Genomic DNA, 15,642 nt, shown 5'->3' on the forward strand with positions numbered 1-15,642 from the left:
GAACGAATGCCCCGATCAGAGGGGATTGAGACTGACTGACAGGAGCGACTATTGATCCTGTACCTTTCCCGGAACGAATGCCCCGATCAGAGGGGATTGAGACTCTCTCATGGTCTGCTCCAATGTCTCCCGCTGACAAGGCCCGGAACGAATGCCCCGATCAGAGGGGATTGAGACACATTCTTCTTTGGTCATCTTGGCACCTCCAGTTTGTCCCGGAACGAATGCCCCGATCAGAGGGGATTGAGACTCTTTGGTGACACCCAGTGCATTCGCTGCATCAATCCCCGGAACGAATGCCCCGATCAGAGGGGATTGAGACCCCATCCGATGGACGGGGCGTACCCACGGACCCATACCCGGAACGAATGCCCCGATCAGAGGGGATTGAGACTTTCTATTTTCACTTCCGATCCTCCACCTTGAAGAACTCCCGGAACGAATGCCCCGATCAGAGGGGATTGAGACTGTGATGAACCTCAAACCCTTCTGGCACTGCACCGTTCCCGGAACGAATGCCCCGATCAGAGGGGATTGAGACGCCACTAATAGAACAAAAAGAACCATAATGTTTATCCCGGAACGAATGCCCCGATCAGAGGGGATTGAGACTTCTTTTTGATGTAACAGCCACTGAAGATATTATAGCCCGGAACGAATGCCCCGATCAGAGGGGATTGAGACTTAAGTTCCTCTTAGTTAGTGGTTTTTCTCTGTCATCCCGGAACGAATGCCCCGATCAGAGGGGATTGAGACGTAGGGTTTCAGACAGCACCATGTCTTTCCGTCACGCCCGGAACGAATGCCCCGATCAGAGGGGATTGAGACTTACATTTACTTTCCATGTGTTTATCTCCTTTTTAGTTCCCGGAACGAATGCCCCGATCAGAGGGGATTGAGACAGCCCGTAGCTCTCACAATGCCGCATGTCCCAGTTGCCCCGGAACGAATGCCCCGATCAGAGGGGATTGAGACCATAGGGTTCTTTGTCGAGACCGTACTGTCCTGATACCCGGAACGAATGCCCCGATCAGAGGGGATTGAGACATAAATGACACGGCCGACAATGGCTTTGAGCGTAACATCCCGGAACGAATGCCCCGATCAGAGGGGATTGAGACTGCTGCATGCAACCAGTAGTGGGATCTTAAGCAATGCCCCGGAACGAATGCCCCGATCAGAGGGGATTGAGACTTCGGGTCCTTGTGCTTGCACCTACCGCACATCATGAACCCCGGAACGAATGCCCCGATCAGAGGGGATTGAGACTGCCAGGAGCGCCATAGCCGGCAGCAGGAGCAGCACCCGGAACGAATGCCCCGATCAGAGGGGATTGAGACTGCTGCATGCAACCAGTAGTGGGATCTTAAGCAATGCCCCGGAACGAATGCCCCGATCAGAGGGGATTGAGACTTCGGGTCCTTGTGCTTGCACCTACCGCACATCATGAACCCCGGAACGAATGCCCCGATCAGAGGGGATTGAGACTGCCAGGAGCGCCATAGCCGGCAGCAGGAGCAGCACCCGGAACGAATGCCCCGATCAGAGGGGATTGAGACCAACAGCTTGTGCGGTCCCTTCGAGGGCTGATCTTTCCCGGAACGAATGCCCCGATCAGAGGGGATTGAGACTGATACTATCCATTTAACCTGGTCCCTCGTTTCTTCCCGGAACGAATGCCCCGATCAGAGGGGATTGAGACTTACCGACCACATTATTGACAATGTCTTTTCCATTCCCGGAACGAATGCCCCGATCAGAGGGGATTGAGACCCATTGCCCATGGTAATGGTTTTTACTTTGACTTTGACCCGGAACGAATGCCCCGATCAGAGGGGATTGAGACCGGATCAGCATCTCTTCCTGCGGATTGAAATACTTGCCCGGAACGAATGCCCCGATCAGAGGGGATTGAGACTTGGCTTAATATCCTTCAGGAGCATCGCCTTGATCCGCCCGGAACGAATGCCCCGATCAGAGGGGATTGAGACTTTAAGGGGGACGACTGTTATCGTCCCAGCACTCTGACCCGGAACGAATGCCCCGATCAGAGGGGATTGAGACGGAGTATCGCCAACTCAGGTCAATTTTGAGTTTTTACCCGGAACGAATGCCCCGATCAGAGGGGATTGAGACGTATGTGATGAGAGCATGGCCAAAGCCACTATTACTCCCGGAACGAATGCCCCGATCAGAGGGGATTGAGACCCGATCTTTGGTTTGGCGAACGAAATAATGTGCTTATCCCGGAACGAATGCCCCGATCAGAGGGGATTGAGACAGTTTTGACGATCTCAATCATTTATAAGAACAATAGCCCGGAACGAATGCCCCGATCAGAGGGGATTGAGACTGTCATCTTCATTTATCACCTCATTAGTTTTAAGAGACCCGGAACGAATGCCCCGATCAGAGGGGATTGAGACGGATACCAGTCCTCCTTCGAGGACTACAACGATTTGCCCGGAACGAATGCCCCGATCAGAGGGGATTGAGACGGTATGCTATCCGCCATCAGTTTTATTTTGCTATCTCCCGGAACGAATGCCCCGATCAGAGGGGATTGAGACTTCCTTTCCGTTTCTTTCATATCGAAAAAATGAGTACCCGGAACGAATGCCCCGATCAGAGGGGATTGAGACACAAGCTTTTCTCGACTTATTGAGAAAGGCGGTTGCCCCGGAACGAATGCCCCGATCAGAGGGGATTGAGACTTCCAGCCGGGAATTCCCGGTTTTCCATCCACTTCACCCGGAACGAATGCCCCGATCAGAGGGGATTGAGACTCAAGTATTCCTGTTACGCTAATCCACCACGAATTCCCCGGAACGAATGCCCCGATCAGAGGGGATTGAGACACGGTCCTGGTGGCTGAGTCTACGGTTTCCATCATCCCGGAACGAATGCCCCGATCAGAGGGGATTGAGACTTTGCCGTATACGGGATTCTTCCAGATGGCCATGTGACCCGGAACGAATGCCCCGATCAGAGGGGATTGAGACGAAGGAACAGGTCGAATAACCTGTTGAACACCAAGTCCCGGAACGAATGCCCCGATCAGAGGGGATTGAGACTGCTCTACTTTTCCAGGTATCCTTTCCCCAGAGTATCCCGGAACGAATGCCCCGATCAGAGGGGATTGAGACTTCTTTGCGAGTGTCATGATGATTCTCCTTTGATTGCCCGGAACGAATGCCCCGATCAGAGGGGATTGAGACCTAGTCCCGATATAACGCTTTTTGGTAAGGAATTTCCCCGGAACGAATGCCCCGATCAGAGGGGATTGAGACATGAAGAAACCCTCCCCGTCACCATCATCGATCGAAACCCCGGAACGAATGCCCCGATCAGAGGGGATTGAGACAGAGCCCGCATCTGTTTTCCAGCCAGATATCCATGACCCGGAACGAATGCCCCGATCAGAGGGGATTGAGACGGAATATCCATCACATTCCAGATCACCACAGCGTTCCCGGAACGAATGCCCCGATCAGAGGGGATTGAGACAGTTCTTCGAGGAACTCGAAGAATGCATCATCTTTATCCCGGAACGAATGCCCCGATCAGAGGGGATTGAGACGGACTGAAAAGTGGAGGTCCCATGAGCATGAGAGTACCGAAGCGGAGCACAGGGGCGGAGCGACCCGTAGTAGCGATAAAGGTTCTGTAATGGAATTGGAGCGAAGGGGGAGCATCATTCAGCTTGGAGTAAGGAAAACAACTGGGAACAGGAGGATTTGATTGAAACAAGCAAAGCCGTTTTGCAACGGCTGGATGATAGGAGCCGGATGAGCGGAGACGTTCACGTCCGGTTCTGTGAGAGCCCGAGGGGGTGGTTCCCTCGGGCTACTCGACGTGTGGTGTGCTTTCAAAGAGAAAGCGATGCACGACGATTTCGGGCAGACCTGGAGGAGCGGCTGGGGCGCTTCGGCTTGGAAGTAGCGGTGGAGAAGACCAAGGTTTTGGAGTTTGGCCCTTTGGCCGATTCCAAGGCCCGGAGGAGGGGTGAGAAAGCTCAGACCTTCGATTTTCTGGGATTGACGCACTACTGCAGCCGAACGCGAAATGGCCGGCGATTCCGGATGAAACGCCTGACCTCTCGGAAGAAATTCAAGGCCAAGTTGTTGGCGTTGAAAGAATGGCTGAAGGCGAACCGAACGAGTCCGGTTCCCGAGCTGATGAAAACTGTTGTGGCCAAGGTCCGCGGACACATTGCGTATTATGGGGTCACAGACAATTCGCACGGGATTGGTCGATATGTTCACGCTGTTCGCCTATTGCTCTTCAAGTGGCTTGACCATCGCGGGAAGCGTGGCAGCATGACGCTGGAAAAGTTCAGGCAATTTCTGAACAAGTTTCCATTGCCGAGACCGCTGATCCTGGTGAATCTGTTCGAATCGAGGTGAAAGCGATGATGAGGAGCCGTGTGCGTGAATAGCGCAAGCACGGTTCTGTGAGGGGCTTGCTTCAACACAGAGAATGCTGCTTGTCATCGATGCACGTAGTAGCCGCGTGCGGCGAGGCGTTCTGAAAAGCCAATTGGTGAAAGCGTTGTTCCTTGTGGAGAAGTCGGTCTACTCGACAAAGTAAGGTTGTCGTTTATCGCCGTCAGTACCCCGTCAATCTGATAAGCTGATCGGCAAACAGCGCGACAACACCAAACATCAAATGCATCATCACCTTGGCGGGACCGCGAACCATGACAGTGCGCCCGCCGAATTCCTCTTCGAGCCTCCCATTGAACCGCTCTACGGAACTACGCTCGTTGTATCGTTTCGCCGTGTGAGTACTCATCGGCAGGACTTCTCCATGCCTCGGATTTCGGTCGATTATCGCTACATGACCCGGTTCCCGACTCTGTTCCCATATCTGCCGTGCGTCATACGCAGCATCCATCAAATCATGGCAGTAGGTTACCTTGGAACTGGTCTGCTTCATCAGGGGTATCGCCACCTGGCTGTCGTGTACCGAGGCTGATGTCAAAAAAACACTCAGGGGTAACATGGTGTCGTTGACATCGGCATGAAGTTTGTAGCCATTCCAGCTTTCCTGGCAGCCCTTGGCATTTCTCTTGGTGCCGCGATTGCAGACCGTTGGCAATTCGGCAAGCGCTACGGCCGGCTCCTGCCGTACCTGGCGGTCCAACCGTTTCTCTTCTGCCGGTGGACGTTGCTCTCCTTTGGCCGGCCGCCCCCGTTTGCGCGGGACTTTCACCATCTTTTCCTTCCTCGCCGCTTTTTCCCGACCAATGATCGCTGTGGAATCTCGGCTGACATGGCCGATCAATTCTCCTTGTAAATAATCCTGCACCAGCGTGTCGTGAACCACCGCGCCCAGTTCACAGCTGGCAAAATCGGCAAAAGCTCGTGAGAACGTCGATTCCGACGGGATGTCCCGTTGTTTGGTAAAACCGCAGATGAGGCGGAGATTGGGGCGGGCACGCAGCTCATTGATGAGACTCCTGGTATGTGGATAGCCTAACACCGCTTTAGCCACAAAACTGCGGCCAATCGCTCGGCGTTCTGCCGCTGGTCGACCTGTCCACTGCTGATTCTTCGGAATATGGCGCTCTATTTCAATGACCTCAAGGACCTTTACCAGGTGTTTCTCTTGCTCGGAGAGTGGAGAAACACAACATTGTTCAAGTTGGGGAAACAAACTTCGTTGTAATCTCCCCATCAACCATGATACTTTCTCTTCGAGCTTCATGCTGATTCTCCGGTTTTCTTTGTTGGTAAACAAAATGTACCGGAAAATCACATGAAGCTCAATTATTTCAATATATTATCATCATTTTTTCGTTCTGTCGCCCACTCTTCCTCGCTCCCTTTCAAGGAGTTTTGCAAAAGCCTCAGGTCATATTTATTTTTTTGATGTTCAGCTTCTTTTTTATTGTTGACACTAGATCTGATATCGTATTACGATCATTTCACACAATGCGTGAATGTCTTAAAAACATCAGCGCACCTTCTGTCTGATATCGGCGAAGGTCAAAACTAGTGAAACAGCTGATATTAACAATCTCCAGGCATAAAGAGACTCGGTTTTCCAGTCACTCGGCAGACCGGTCGCCCAAAGAATTCGAATTGGCGATCAAAGAAATCTTTCAGTTGTAGGAGAATCGACTAAGTGTCTGTCCACATATAATTTGAACAAACACAGATTGGTGATGAGGAACTGGAAACGGTCAACCTGACAAAAGCTTCGTTCCACGGCGAATGGAACTATGCAATCGGCATAAAATGTTCATGTTAATTTTTGACGGACACTAACAGAAATCTTCTTCAGATAGTGACGATTGGTTTGAAGCCTGATCGTTGCTTTTTTGGGTAATACCAAAGATACATTTGACGAAATAAGGTGTGTGGCAATGATGAGAAACACAAAAGAAGGAAAGGCAATAACTCTTCTTCGAAAATCAGCCACAAAGACACCCCTTATTACCGAGATTCAGCGGTTCTGCCTGCAGGATGGGCCGGGCATCCGAACAACCATCTTTTTTAAGGGGTGCCCGCTTCATTGCCCCTGGTGTCACAACCCGGAAACCCAAAGCAGAAAAAAAGATTTATACTACCACGCCAACCTCTGTACGGGATGTGGTCGATGCATAGACGTCTGCCCAGAAGAGGCGTGCACAATGCTAATCGGGCCGGAAGGAACAGCCAGTATTGCAATCGACCGGGATAAATGCACGCTCTGCATGAGCTGCGTCGATGCCTGCCCTAGTGGTGCCAGAGAGACTGTCGGCCACCTCCTGACGATGGACGAGATCCTGCGGGAATGTCTCTCCGACCAACCGTTTTACAAGAACTCCGGCGGTGGTGTAACCTTGAGCGGCGGCGATCCACTGTTCTTTGCCGATTTTGCCCTGACACTTTCCCAAAGGCTCAAGCAGGAAGGGGTACATGTGGCTATGGAAACCAGTTGTTTCCCGGATTTCGAGGTTATCCGTCCGCTATTAAGTGCGATCGATCTTTTCATTGTCGATATCAAATCAATGGATCCTGTGAAACATCGTCAGGTGATTGGCTGGCCCCTGGAACCCATCCTGGAGAATATCAAACTACTGATCGAAAATGGGGCTAATGTGCGAATCCATCTGCCCATCATCCCGGGATTTAACGACACGGCTGGCGATTACCAGGCATACGTCGATTTCCTTACCCCGTATGCAGAAAAGCTGATAGGCGTAGATATTCTTCCGTTCCATTCCTATGCCGCCGGGAAATATGATTTTCTTGGCCTCTCACGAACATACCAATATAAAGGAGTAAAAGATAAATCCGTTGGGCAGATGAAAGAACTTGTCCAAATGCTTGTTATGGTCGGCATTGCCAGCGTGACTGTCGGGGGCTTGGTGGGGATGGGAGGTGACAAAGGAGAGAAACCGTAACAAAGAGAGGTAGGCAATTAACTGTACCACATGGTGTGATCTATTTTTGTACGCGATAATTTCCATACAAAAGGAGGATTTGCAATGGCAACGTGCGAAGGATGTGCTTTCTTTTTCCGGGTGCCCGAGGGTGAGGATGATTTTGAACCGGGCAAGGCCGACTGTGTTACGGAGCACAAGGACCAAAAGGGCAAATATTGGCTTTCCAAGCCGGTATTCGAAAATACCGAAACCTGCCAGAATTATCGGAAACGTTCCTAATCGAAAAAAAGGAGTGCAATATGACAACACTGGCTCAGCCTATCGAGTACAGAGGCAAGGTTATCAACTTTACCCCGGCTAATCCCAAAGAAGCTGATATACCGGACGAGGAACTGCACGAACATCTGTTTGCGCCGTCCACCGACAGAACCAGGAGATTGAAGGGGCGCTGCCGGTGGAAGCACGCCTCGGCTGGTGAGTTTGTCGAAAAAGGAACCAGGGCCGGCATCGAGAGAATGCGGCTCATCACCGAATCGCACAAGGAGTCGCGTGGGAAGCCCGAGGTCATTCGTCGCGCGCTGCAACTGGCGGCCGTGTTGACCAAGGGAACGGTTGTCGTGCAGCAGGACGAATTCATAATCGGCTATCATGCCGAAGATCCCAATATGTTCCCGCTTTATCCCGAACTTTCCTACATGAACGTCAAGGACTACCTGCAAAGCGATTATTCGCCGCAGCCGGCGGCCGAAGCGGAAGAGATCAACAACTACTGGAAGCCTTACAGCTTGCAGTCAAAGTGCGAAAAATATTTCGATCCCATTGATTTAACACGGATGTACCAGGTCAGCACCATGGAGGCGCCATCCTTCGCCCACGGCTACAACAGCATTGTTCCTCCATACGAAACCGTGCTGGAGGATGGTCTTCTGAAGCGGATCGATTTGGCAGAAGGGCATATTCGTGACGCAAAGGCCGAAATGTCCAAGCAGCCGTGGGACGGGACAAAGGGGCTCGACTGGATCAGCAAGATCGACAATTGGGAAGCCATGGTAATCGCGGACAAGGCGGTTATCATCTGGGCAAAACGACATGCGAGACTGTGCAAAATCGTAGCGGAAAACTTTGAAACGGACCCGGCAAGGAAGGAAGAGTTGTTCGAAATGGCAGAAATCAGCCGCCGAGTCCCCGCGGAACCTTGCAAAGGGTTGAAGGATGCTTTTCAGGTAAAGTGGTACACTTATCTCATCTGCCACGGCATCGAAAGGTACGCCAGCGGCTATGCGCACAAGGAAGACAAGGTCCTGTGGCCTTACTACCAGACCAGCGTCATCAACAAGTCATTCCAGCCCATGACGTATGCGGATGCGGTGGAAATGGTCGAGATGGAACGACTGAAGATCTCCGAGCACGGCGCGGGCAAGTCCAGGGGGTACAGGGAAATATTCCCCGGCTCCAATGATCTTTTCATACTTACAATCGGCGGCACCAACAGGGATGGTTCCGACGGCTGCAACGACATGACGGATGCCATTCTCGAGGGTGCGAGAAACATCCGGACCACCGAGCCCTCCATGGTTTTCAGATATTCCAAGAAAAATCGTGTAAAGACTCTCTACCACGTGTTCGAGTGCATTCGGGACGGACTGGGATATCCCTCCATCAAACACGACGAAATCGGCACCGAACAGATGAAATATTACGCCCAGTTCAGCTTGAACGGCAACGGTGCTACGGATGAAGAAGCCCATGACTGGGGCCTAGTCTTGTGCATGTCGCCCGGACTCGTCGGCAGAAGAAAGACTATGAAGACTCGCTCGGAAGGCGGCGGCTCCATCTTCCCCAGCAAGATTTTAGAAATCACGCTGACCAACGGCTACGACTGGTCTTATTCTGACATGCAACTCGGTCCCGAGACGGGGTATGCCGAGGACTTCGAGACTTTCGAACAACTATGGGATGCCTTCAAAAAGCAGTACGCCTACACTATCAGTCTCGTGATTCGCGCCAAGGACGTGAGCCGTTACATGGAGGGCCACTATCTCCAGCTTCCCTTTGTATCCAGCATTGACGACGGGTGCATGGAACTTGGGCGGGAGGCGTGTTCTCTGTCCGAGCAGCCCAACGGTTGGCATAACCCCATCACCACCGTCGTGGGCGGAAACTCTCTGGTGGCCATCAAGAAGCTCATCTATGACGACAAAAAATATACGATGAAGCAGTTGATGGAAGCATTGAAGGTCAACTGGGAAGGCTTCGAACAGATGCAGAAGGACTTCAAGAACGCTCCAAAGTGGGGAAATGATGACGAGTACGCGGATGCGGTCATCAAGAGATACTACGAAGAGATCATCGGCGGCGAGATGAAGAAGGTGACGAACTACTCCGGCGGGCCGGTAATGCCCGTCGGGCAGGGTGTCGGCCTTTACATGGAAGTCGGCTCGCGTACCGGCCCAACCCCGGATGGCCGCTACGGCGGAGAGGCCGCTGACGACGGCGGAATCTCCCCCTACTTCGGCACGGACAAGAAAGGTCCGACGGCAGTCCTGAAATCGGTCTCCAAAGTCCAGGAAAACCAGAAGGCGAACCTGCTCAACCAGCGGTTGTCGGTTCCCATGATGCGCAGCAAGCACGGCTTCGATATCTGGCACTCCTATATGGATACCTGGCATGATCTGCATATCGATCACGTGCAGTTCAATGTTGTGAGCACGGCTGAAATGAAGGCGGCCCAAAAAGATCCGGAAAAGCACCAGGACCTCATCGTCAGGGTGGCAGGATTCAGCGCTCGTTTCGTGGACCTCCCGACTTACGGACAGAATACGATTATCGCTCGCACTGAGCAGCAGTTCGGCGCCGAGGACTTCGAATTTCTTAATCTCGAATTAAATTGATAGATCACCCGGTGCACGTTTATTACAAGACGGGTTCGGATGAAAAGCTTTTAATGGCAGTCGTTAAAAAACACAATAAGGAGGCCTACAATGGCAGTTGTTGACAGTCAACTTCACTTGGCCGAAGGTACGGTAAAGCCGTGCGTGAAATGCAAATGGCATATATCCGATCCGACCAACCCGGCTCGAGGGCAATGCACCGTTAACCGGACACAGATGGGTTCCATCTGGAAACGCTGGATCAGGGATGTCCTTAATATGACATGCTCAAAACATGAAGAAGGTAAATTGAGTTTCAGGGAACATGTATAACGAACAATGTTCAATGTGGTCACAACCCCATGTCGGAGCGTGTAGTGTGTTGATCCTAAATTCCCGGACGATTGTAACGATGACTCGGCTTAAATAATTAAAATGAAATAATATATTTCGATTTCTTGCCATTCGAATCATCGTTACGATTTATGAATGGGTTCGATCAAATTCAGACCTTTAAGAACCCGGGGATCAAACCCGCTGTCGATCTTGCTGCTGCTCCGACGAGCTTTTACGAGGAGCCCATTCTCACATCAGCAAGATCGACAGCTCCCTCGGGGGTAGATTGACAGGCAATAGACAAAACCGACAAATCTATTTATTGCGTACAGGAGACTACGAACGAAAAAACTACAACCTTCCCGGGTCAGAGACGGAGACGCGATCACGTTAAGGAGAATGAATCCTCGACAATTCTATTCGAATAAGGCTTTGGCCGAACTTCAGCTTTTAGAGAGAGGCAACTCCGCGATGAAGCCAAGTCATGCGGTAACCAAACCCGCGTATATCAGAGTGATCAAACGTCGCCACAGGATCCCGTCTCTGCCTTTGCCCTGGGATTTATACGCAACAACGAACCCTTATAAGCAAGGAACGGTTCTCTTTTACTTTATTGACTTTGACAGCCATATCAGAGTTTCAGAAACTACGTTTTTAAACCCCGCAAAATCAAAACGCGGTAAAAACGTATAAACACACAAATAAGCTATTGACATGACAACAGATCGGCGGCAGACGCGCTTTCTCGGCAGAATTCGCTGAGAAAGCGCGGCCTCTAGAAGAAAAGATCAACCACTTCTTCCGGAGGCCGCTATGGGCGACAAGGAATACGCGACTATCCCCAGAACCCTGCTTGAAAGTATCACATTTCTCGCCAGGGCTCTACCGATTCGTTCCGTTCCGACCTTTATCGAACTGCTGGTCGGAGCGATGATTACCCCAGCCGGCTTTGTTACCGAAGCCTGGCTGGCGATCAAACCCCTGCGTAGCTGGACCGCCTACTACAAGTGGCTTCAGCAGGGGAAATGGTCGTGGGTTGCACTTGGGGTGCAATTGGCCGGATTGGTTGTGACATTTTTCCCGCAACCTGTCTGTTACCTGATCTTTGACGACACACTCGTCTACCGGGCCTCGAAGAAGGCACCCGGCAGTGCGATCTACAGGCAGCATGGCGCCAAGACCAATCGTTCGAAGTATGCCCGGGGACAATGCTGGGTCAGTATGGCACCGTCTATCGGTTGCGGCATGAAGCATGCGGCGGTTCCCCTGTTGTCACGCTTGATGCGGCCCGGTACAACCCGGACCAAACTCGATGCCGCCGTACTGCTGCTGAAAATTGTCGCCCCGGTTTTCAACAGTGTCAAAGCCTGTACACTGGTGGATTCCTGGTACATGAAGCGTTTGTATCTCGATCAGGCAGAGACGCTCGGATTTCATTCCATCGGCCAGGTCCGACGGGATACCGCTCTGTATGATGCTCCAACACCAAAACGCGGTAGGGGCCGGCCACGGAAATACGGGGATCGCTATACAGCAGCACGGGTTGCTCTGCTCCCTGAACACCGGCAGCGGGATTTCCTCTACGGGAAATGGCAATGGGTTCGCTACCGGAGCACCGTATGTCTTGCCCGCTTTCTGAAAGGACGCAAGGTTCGGGCAGTCTGGATGCAGTTCGAGTCTGAAGAAGGTTTTCTCAGCAAGTCACGCCTGCCGCAATTGCTGGCAACCTATTGCGGTGAGCAAGTACAGCCACTGCTGGGATTGACTCCATGGCGCAAAAAAGACCAAGTCACTGCCGGTCTGGTTCGGCTCGGGCTGCAGTTGATTTTCGGCAATGTTCGGATTCGGTCATGGTGGAACCCGAAATGGCGAAAATTCCAGTATCCGGAGCACGGCCTGGAAGATGTAAATCTTTCGAAACCACCAGATTGTGTCGTATCAAAGAACAAAATGACCAAGAATACGTCGTCCACCGTTTCGAGAACGATTTGGTTATGAAACTCCAAACTTCAGTTAAGAAAGGAGTAAGATATGAATAAGATAAAGGTCATGAAAAAGTGCCTATTATTGCTTGTAATCGTTGTGATGCTGCCTTCAATAAGTGCAAACGGAGGGGATCAATCATCCCAAGCACCTCGAAAGGAAACAATGATTCGTTTTAGCCACGGTTTGCCGGAAAATACCTATATTTCGAATCAACTCAAGGATTGGGCCGACCTGTCAATGAAAGAGAATAGTGGCTTGAAAATCCAGATATATCCGTCGGCTCAGCTTTTTAAGGATGCTGATGCTATCGAGGCAGTGATGACAGGCTCAATTGAGTCGGCTCAAGGTTATAGTTTTAATTTAGCAAGAATTGTACCGGAAATGGGTATCTTCGATTGTCCATTCTTATTTGACAGTTCGGACATGCTGGCCAAAGTCTTCAACAGCTCTGTCCGGCAGAGGCTTGACGTAGAACTGGCGAAGAAAAATATCAAGGTCTTAGCCTACATTCTCTGGTCGGTAGAACAACAAGGGATTACTTCCGTTAAGCTACTCAAAGTTCCTGCAGATGCTAAAGGAATGACTTCACGTGTCCTCGGTCCTGAATCCGCAGCACTCTGGAAAAGCTGGGGAATGAATCCCACTTTTTTAAGTGGATCAGAAGTATATATGGCACTGCAGCGTGGTGTTATCCAGTCAAATCTTTCTTCCATCATGTCGAATGTGGAAAGAAAGTATTACGAGGTAGCACCTTATCAAACGATATTCCCCCTTGGTGTAGTAGTATCCACGATATTTATCAATAAGGATTTCTTTGATCAACTCCCGGAAGATCAACAGCAAACTATGATAGATGCTGGCAAAAAAGTAGAAAGCAATAGCCTGGCCCGTGCAAAAGAGAGTAACGATGAAATTTTTAAGCAGGCCGAAGAACTGAAGATTACGATCTACCGACCAAACTCGGAAGAAATGAAGCTCTGGAAAGGCGATCTCGAAAAACTCATTCAGGAAATTTATAAGGATAGTCCTCAATCTTTGGCAGATATCAAAGAAATCCAAATGATGAAGCATTAAACCCGAACCGATGCTCCTCTTATAAATCGCAAGCAAAGAGTGGTCCCAAGATAGATGAAGGGTTACGGATGGAACGCATAGAGAAAATATCGAAGGCAGCTCATACGGCTGGCGCTATCCTGCTGGGATTTTTGTTTTTATCCATAATCAGTGGGGTTATTGTCCGCATGTTGGGAGGCTATCTTCACTTTGTTGATGAACTGAGCGGCTATGGTGCAGTTTGGGTCACTTTTCTCGGGATCGGGTATGTTTTAAGGGAAGGAAGACACGTACGGGTCGATATCATCACACGCAAGTTATCGCCCCGTAATGAAGCCATCATGTTTATGATTGGGGACATTGCTTGCCTACTGTTCAGTATTCTTATCATTTGGAAAGGCCTTTATCTCGTAAGTGTCTCTTATCAGGTACATCGGGTAACCCCTCTTCTGGGATGGCCTATTTATATACTGCAAATGATCCTGCCATTGAGTTTTGTTCTTTTCGGTCTTGAGTCCATGGTTGGTGTCGTCAAGGCATGGAAAAAAATACGTCATCCGAATGTTCAGAACAGCTTTGACACTGAAAAATAGGGAGGCAAGAGAGAATGGATTTTATAATAATTATACCCGCTACCCTGATGATATTCCTTCTGCTGATTGGCACGCCTGTGCCGGTCGCTCTGGGGTTTGCCGGAATGGCAGGTCTCTATGCGCTCACCGGCAATGGGGCGATGGTGGTCTCGGCAAAGGTTCTATTTGACACCCTCAATGATTTCATTCTGCTTGCAATCCCACTGTTCATCCTAATGGGTACCGTTTTGGCAAAAGGTGGGGTCGGAGAGAAACTGTATAGACTCTTCGATGTCTTTCTGCGGCAGATCCCCGGAGGCCTCGGTATTGCCACCGTCCTGACTTGTGCTGTTTTAGCCGCCATGTGCGGCACCAGTGTGGCCGTTGCCGCCATGGTCGGTTCTTTTGCTATCAATAACTTGTTGAAGTACGGTTACAGTTTTTCCTTGGCAGTGGGGATCTGTGTAGCGGGTGGTGCTTTGGGTATCCTCATACCACCCAGTGTTCCGATGATTGTATACAGCGCCTTTGTCCGGGAATCAGCAGGAAAGCTGTTTATGGCAGGAGTTATTCCGGGCATCATAGCTGTAATCATCTTTTCTTTTTACGTGGCATGGGCCTATCTTCGTCAGCCCGACCGCAAGAAAGTCGAACCTGCTACCTGGGGTGAGAAGTGGGTTGCGTTAAAAGAAGGGATTTGGGCGGTGCTGATTCCGGTCGGTATCTTAGTGCCTCTTTATGCTGGCCTTGCCACCCCCACTGAAATCGCAGCTTTGGGCGCTATGTGGGCATTTGTTGTGAGCATTTTTATCTATCGTACCATCGGACTAAAGGATATCATTCCGATCTTAAAGGAAGCCCTCACGGGGACGGTGATGGTTACATTCATAATCTGTGGCGCCGTGCTTTTCGGTAATGCGGTAACTCAGCTCGGTTTAGGTCGTGCGATTAGTGATTTTTTCGTTGCCAGCGACTTCTCGCCCTGGGTGTTTATACTTGCCACAATGGTCATCATCATGATATTAGGCTGTTTCCTTGAAGGGGCCTCAATCATGCTGATCATGATCCCTGTGATTCTGCCCACACTTTTGAGCTATAAATTAGACTTGATTTGGTACGCAGTCTTAATGGTTATAAACATTGAGGTTGGACTGTTGACACCTCCTGTCGGTCTCAATCTGTATGCAGTCGATGGCGTTGCTAAAGGGTTGGGATTTTCCAGCAATCTTTCCATTGTCATCCGCGGCAGTTGGCCGTTTATGGCTTTGTATTTAATGTTATTGGTTGTTATCGCCTTATTCCCGCTTCTGGCAACCTGGATTCCCGCCCATATGATGCGTTGAGCTGAGTTATCAGACCACAGAAGTCGCACTTTGATTTATGTAGGCGTACCTCAGATAGTTTCAGGCAGGATACGATTGGTGCTATCCGATCTGTACGCCAATTGAAC

10 protein-coding genes and 1 CRISPR repeat array are annotated in these 15,642 nt (G+C 50.6%); of the genes, 9 read left to right on the plus strand and 1 reads right to left on the minus strand.

Features of this window, described 5'->3' with window-relative positions:
* Positions 1 to 67 precede the first annotated feature (67 nt).
* Positions 68 to 3,580: direct repeats of the CRISPR family, unit length 36 nt; unit sequence CCCGGAACGAATGCCCCGATCAGAGGGGATTGAGAC.
* Between the two features lie 364 nt (positions 3,581 to 3,944).
* Positions 3,945 to 4,406: a group II intron maturase-specific domain-containing protein gene (locus tag ACWGKN_RS00005; protein WP_452094436.1), complete on the plus strand. Its 462-nt coding sequence runs from the start codon at positions 3,945 to 3,947 to the stop codon at positions 4,404 to 4,406.
* A gap of 202 nt (positions 4,407 to 4,608) precedes the next feature.
* Here ACWGKN_RS00005 and ACWGKN_RS00010 read toward each other — a convergent pair whose 3' ends face one another.
* On the minus strand, positions 4,609 to 5,709 hold the full coding sequence (locus ACWGKN_RS00010) for a transposase (RefSeq protein ID WP_452094437.1): 1,101 nt from the start codon (positions 5,707 to 5,709) through the stop codon (positions 4,609 to 4,611).
* Between the two features lie 661 nt (positions 5,710 to 6,370).
* Between ACWGKN_RS00010 and ACWGKN_RS00015 the strand changes: the two genes are divergently transcribed.
* The 8 genes from ACWGKN_RS00015 (at position 6,371) to ACWGKN_RS00050 (ending at position 15,535) form a co-directional block, all read left to right on the plus strand.
* Positions 6,371 to 7,393, plus strand: a complete 1,023-nt coding sequence (locus tag ACWGKN_RS00015) for a glycyl-radical enzyme activating protein (RefSeq protein WP_452094438.1) — start codon at positions 6,371 to 6,373, stop codon at positions 7,391 to 7,393.
* 84 nt (positions 7,394 to 7,477) lie between these two features.
* Entirely contained in the window at positions 7,478 to 7,654 is a 177-nt protein-coding gene (locus ACWGKN_RS00020; RefSeq protein ID WP_035234756.1) for a benzylsuccinate synthase gamma subunit family protein, read from the plus strand.
* A gap of 20 nt (positions 7,655 to 7,674) precedes the next feature.
* Positions 7,675 to 10,266 (plus strand): glycyl radical protein, encoded by a 2,592-nt coding sequence (locus ACWGKN_RS00025; RefSeq protein WP_035234754.1) that lies wholly within the window; start codon positions 7,675 to 7,677, stop codon positions 10,264 to 10,266.
* Between the two features lie 90 nt (positions 10,267 to 10,356).
* Positions 10,357 to 10,578, plus strand: a complete 222-nt coding sequence (locus tag ACWGKN_RS00030) for a benzylsuccinate synthase beta subunit family protein (RefSeq protein ID WP_452094439.1) — start codon at positions 10,357 to 10,359, stop codon at positions 10,576 to 10,578.
* A gap of 816 nt (positions 10,579 to 11,394) precedes the next feature.
* On the plus strand, positions 11,395 to 12,579 hold the full coding sequence (locus tag ACWGKN_RS00035) for an IS701 family transposase (protein WP_452094440.1): 1,185 nt from the start codon (positions 11,395 to 11,397) through the stop codon (positions 12,577 to 12,579).
* 33 nt (positions 12,580 to 12,612) lie between these two features.
* On the plus strand, positions 12,613 to 13,641 hold the full coding sequence (locus ACWGKN_RS00040; RefSeq protein ID WP_452094441.1) for a TRAP transporter substrate-binding protein: 1,029 nt from the start codon (positions 12,613 to 12,615) through the stop codon (positions 13,639 to 13,641).
* Between the two features lie 68 nt (positions 13,642 to 13,709).
* The gene (locus ACWGKN_RS00045; RefSeq protein ID WP_424254429.1) at positions 13,710 to 14,213 is read left to right on the plus strand and encodes a TRAP transporter small permease; all 504 of its coding nucleotides are present in this window, start codon (positions 13,710 to 13,712) and stop codon (positions 14,211 to 14,213) included.
* A gap of 14 nt (positions 14,214 to 14,227) precedes the next feature.
* Positions 14,228 to 15,535, plus strand: a complete 1,308-nt coding sequence (locus ACWGKN_RS00050; protein ID WP_452094442.1) for a TRAP transporter large permease — start codon at positions 14,228 to 14,230, stop codon at positions 15,533 to 15,535.
* Positions 15,536 to 15,642: the final 107 nt, after the last annotated feature.

The organism is Desulfoprunum sp., assembly GCF_053613775.1.

What these genes read in the sequence shown, in the direction of transcription:
- ACWGKN_RS00010 (WP_452094437.1), bottom strand. Translation starts at nt 5,709, where the DNA reads ATGAAGCTCGAAGAGAAAGTATCATGGTTGATGGGGAGATTACAACGA.
- ACWGKN_RS00015 (WP_452094438.1), top strand. Translation starts at nt 6,371, where the DNA reads ATGATGAGAAACACAAAAGAAGGAAAGGCAATAACTCTTCTTCGAAAA.
- ACWGKN_RS00020 (WP_035234756.1), top strand. Translation starts at nt 7,478, where the DNA reads ATGGCAACGTGCGAAGGATGTGCTTTCTTTTTCCGGGTGCCCGAGGGT.
- ACWGKN_RS00025 (WP_035234754.1), top strand. Translation starts at nt 7,675, where the DNA reads ATGACAACACTGGCTCAGCCTATCGAGTACAGAGGCAAGGTTATCAAC.
- ACWGKN_RS00030 (WP_452094439.1), top strand. Translation starts at nt 10,357, where the DNA reads ATGGCAGTTGTTGACAGTCAACTTCACTTGGCCGAAGGTACGGTAAAG.
- ACWGKN_RS00035 (WP_452094440.1), top strand. Translation starts at nt 11,395, where the DNA reads ATGGGCGACAAGGAATACGCGACTATCCCCAGAACCCTGCTTGAAAGT.
- ACWGKN_RS00040 (WP_452094441.1), top strand. Translation starts at nt 12,613, where the DNA reads ATGAATAAGATAAAGGTCATGAAAAAGTGCCTATTATTGCTTGTAATC.
- ACWGKN_RS00045 (WP_424254429.1), top strand. Translation starts at nt 13,710, where the DNA reads ATGGAACGCATAGAGAAAATATCGAAGGCAGCTCATACGGCTGGCGCT.
- ACWGKN_RS00050 (WP_452094442.1), top strand. Translation starts at nt 14,228, where the DNA reads ATGGATTTTATAATAATTATACCCGCTACCCTGATGATATTCCTTCTG.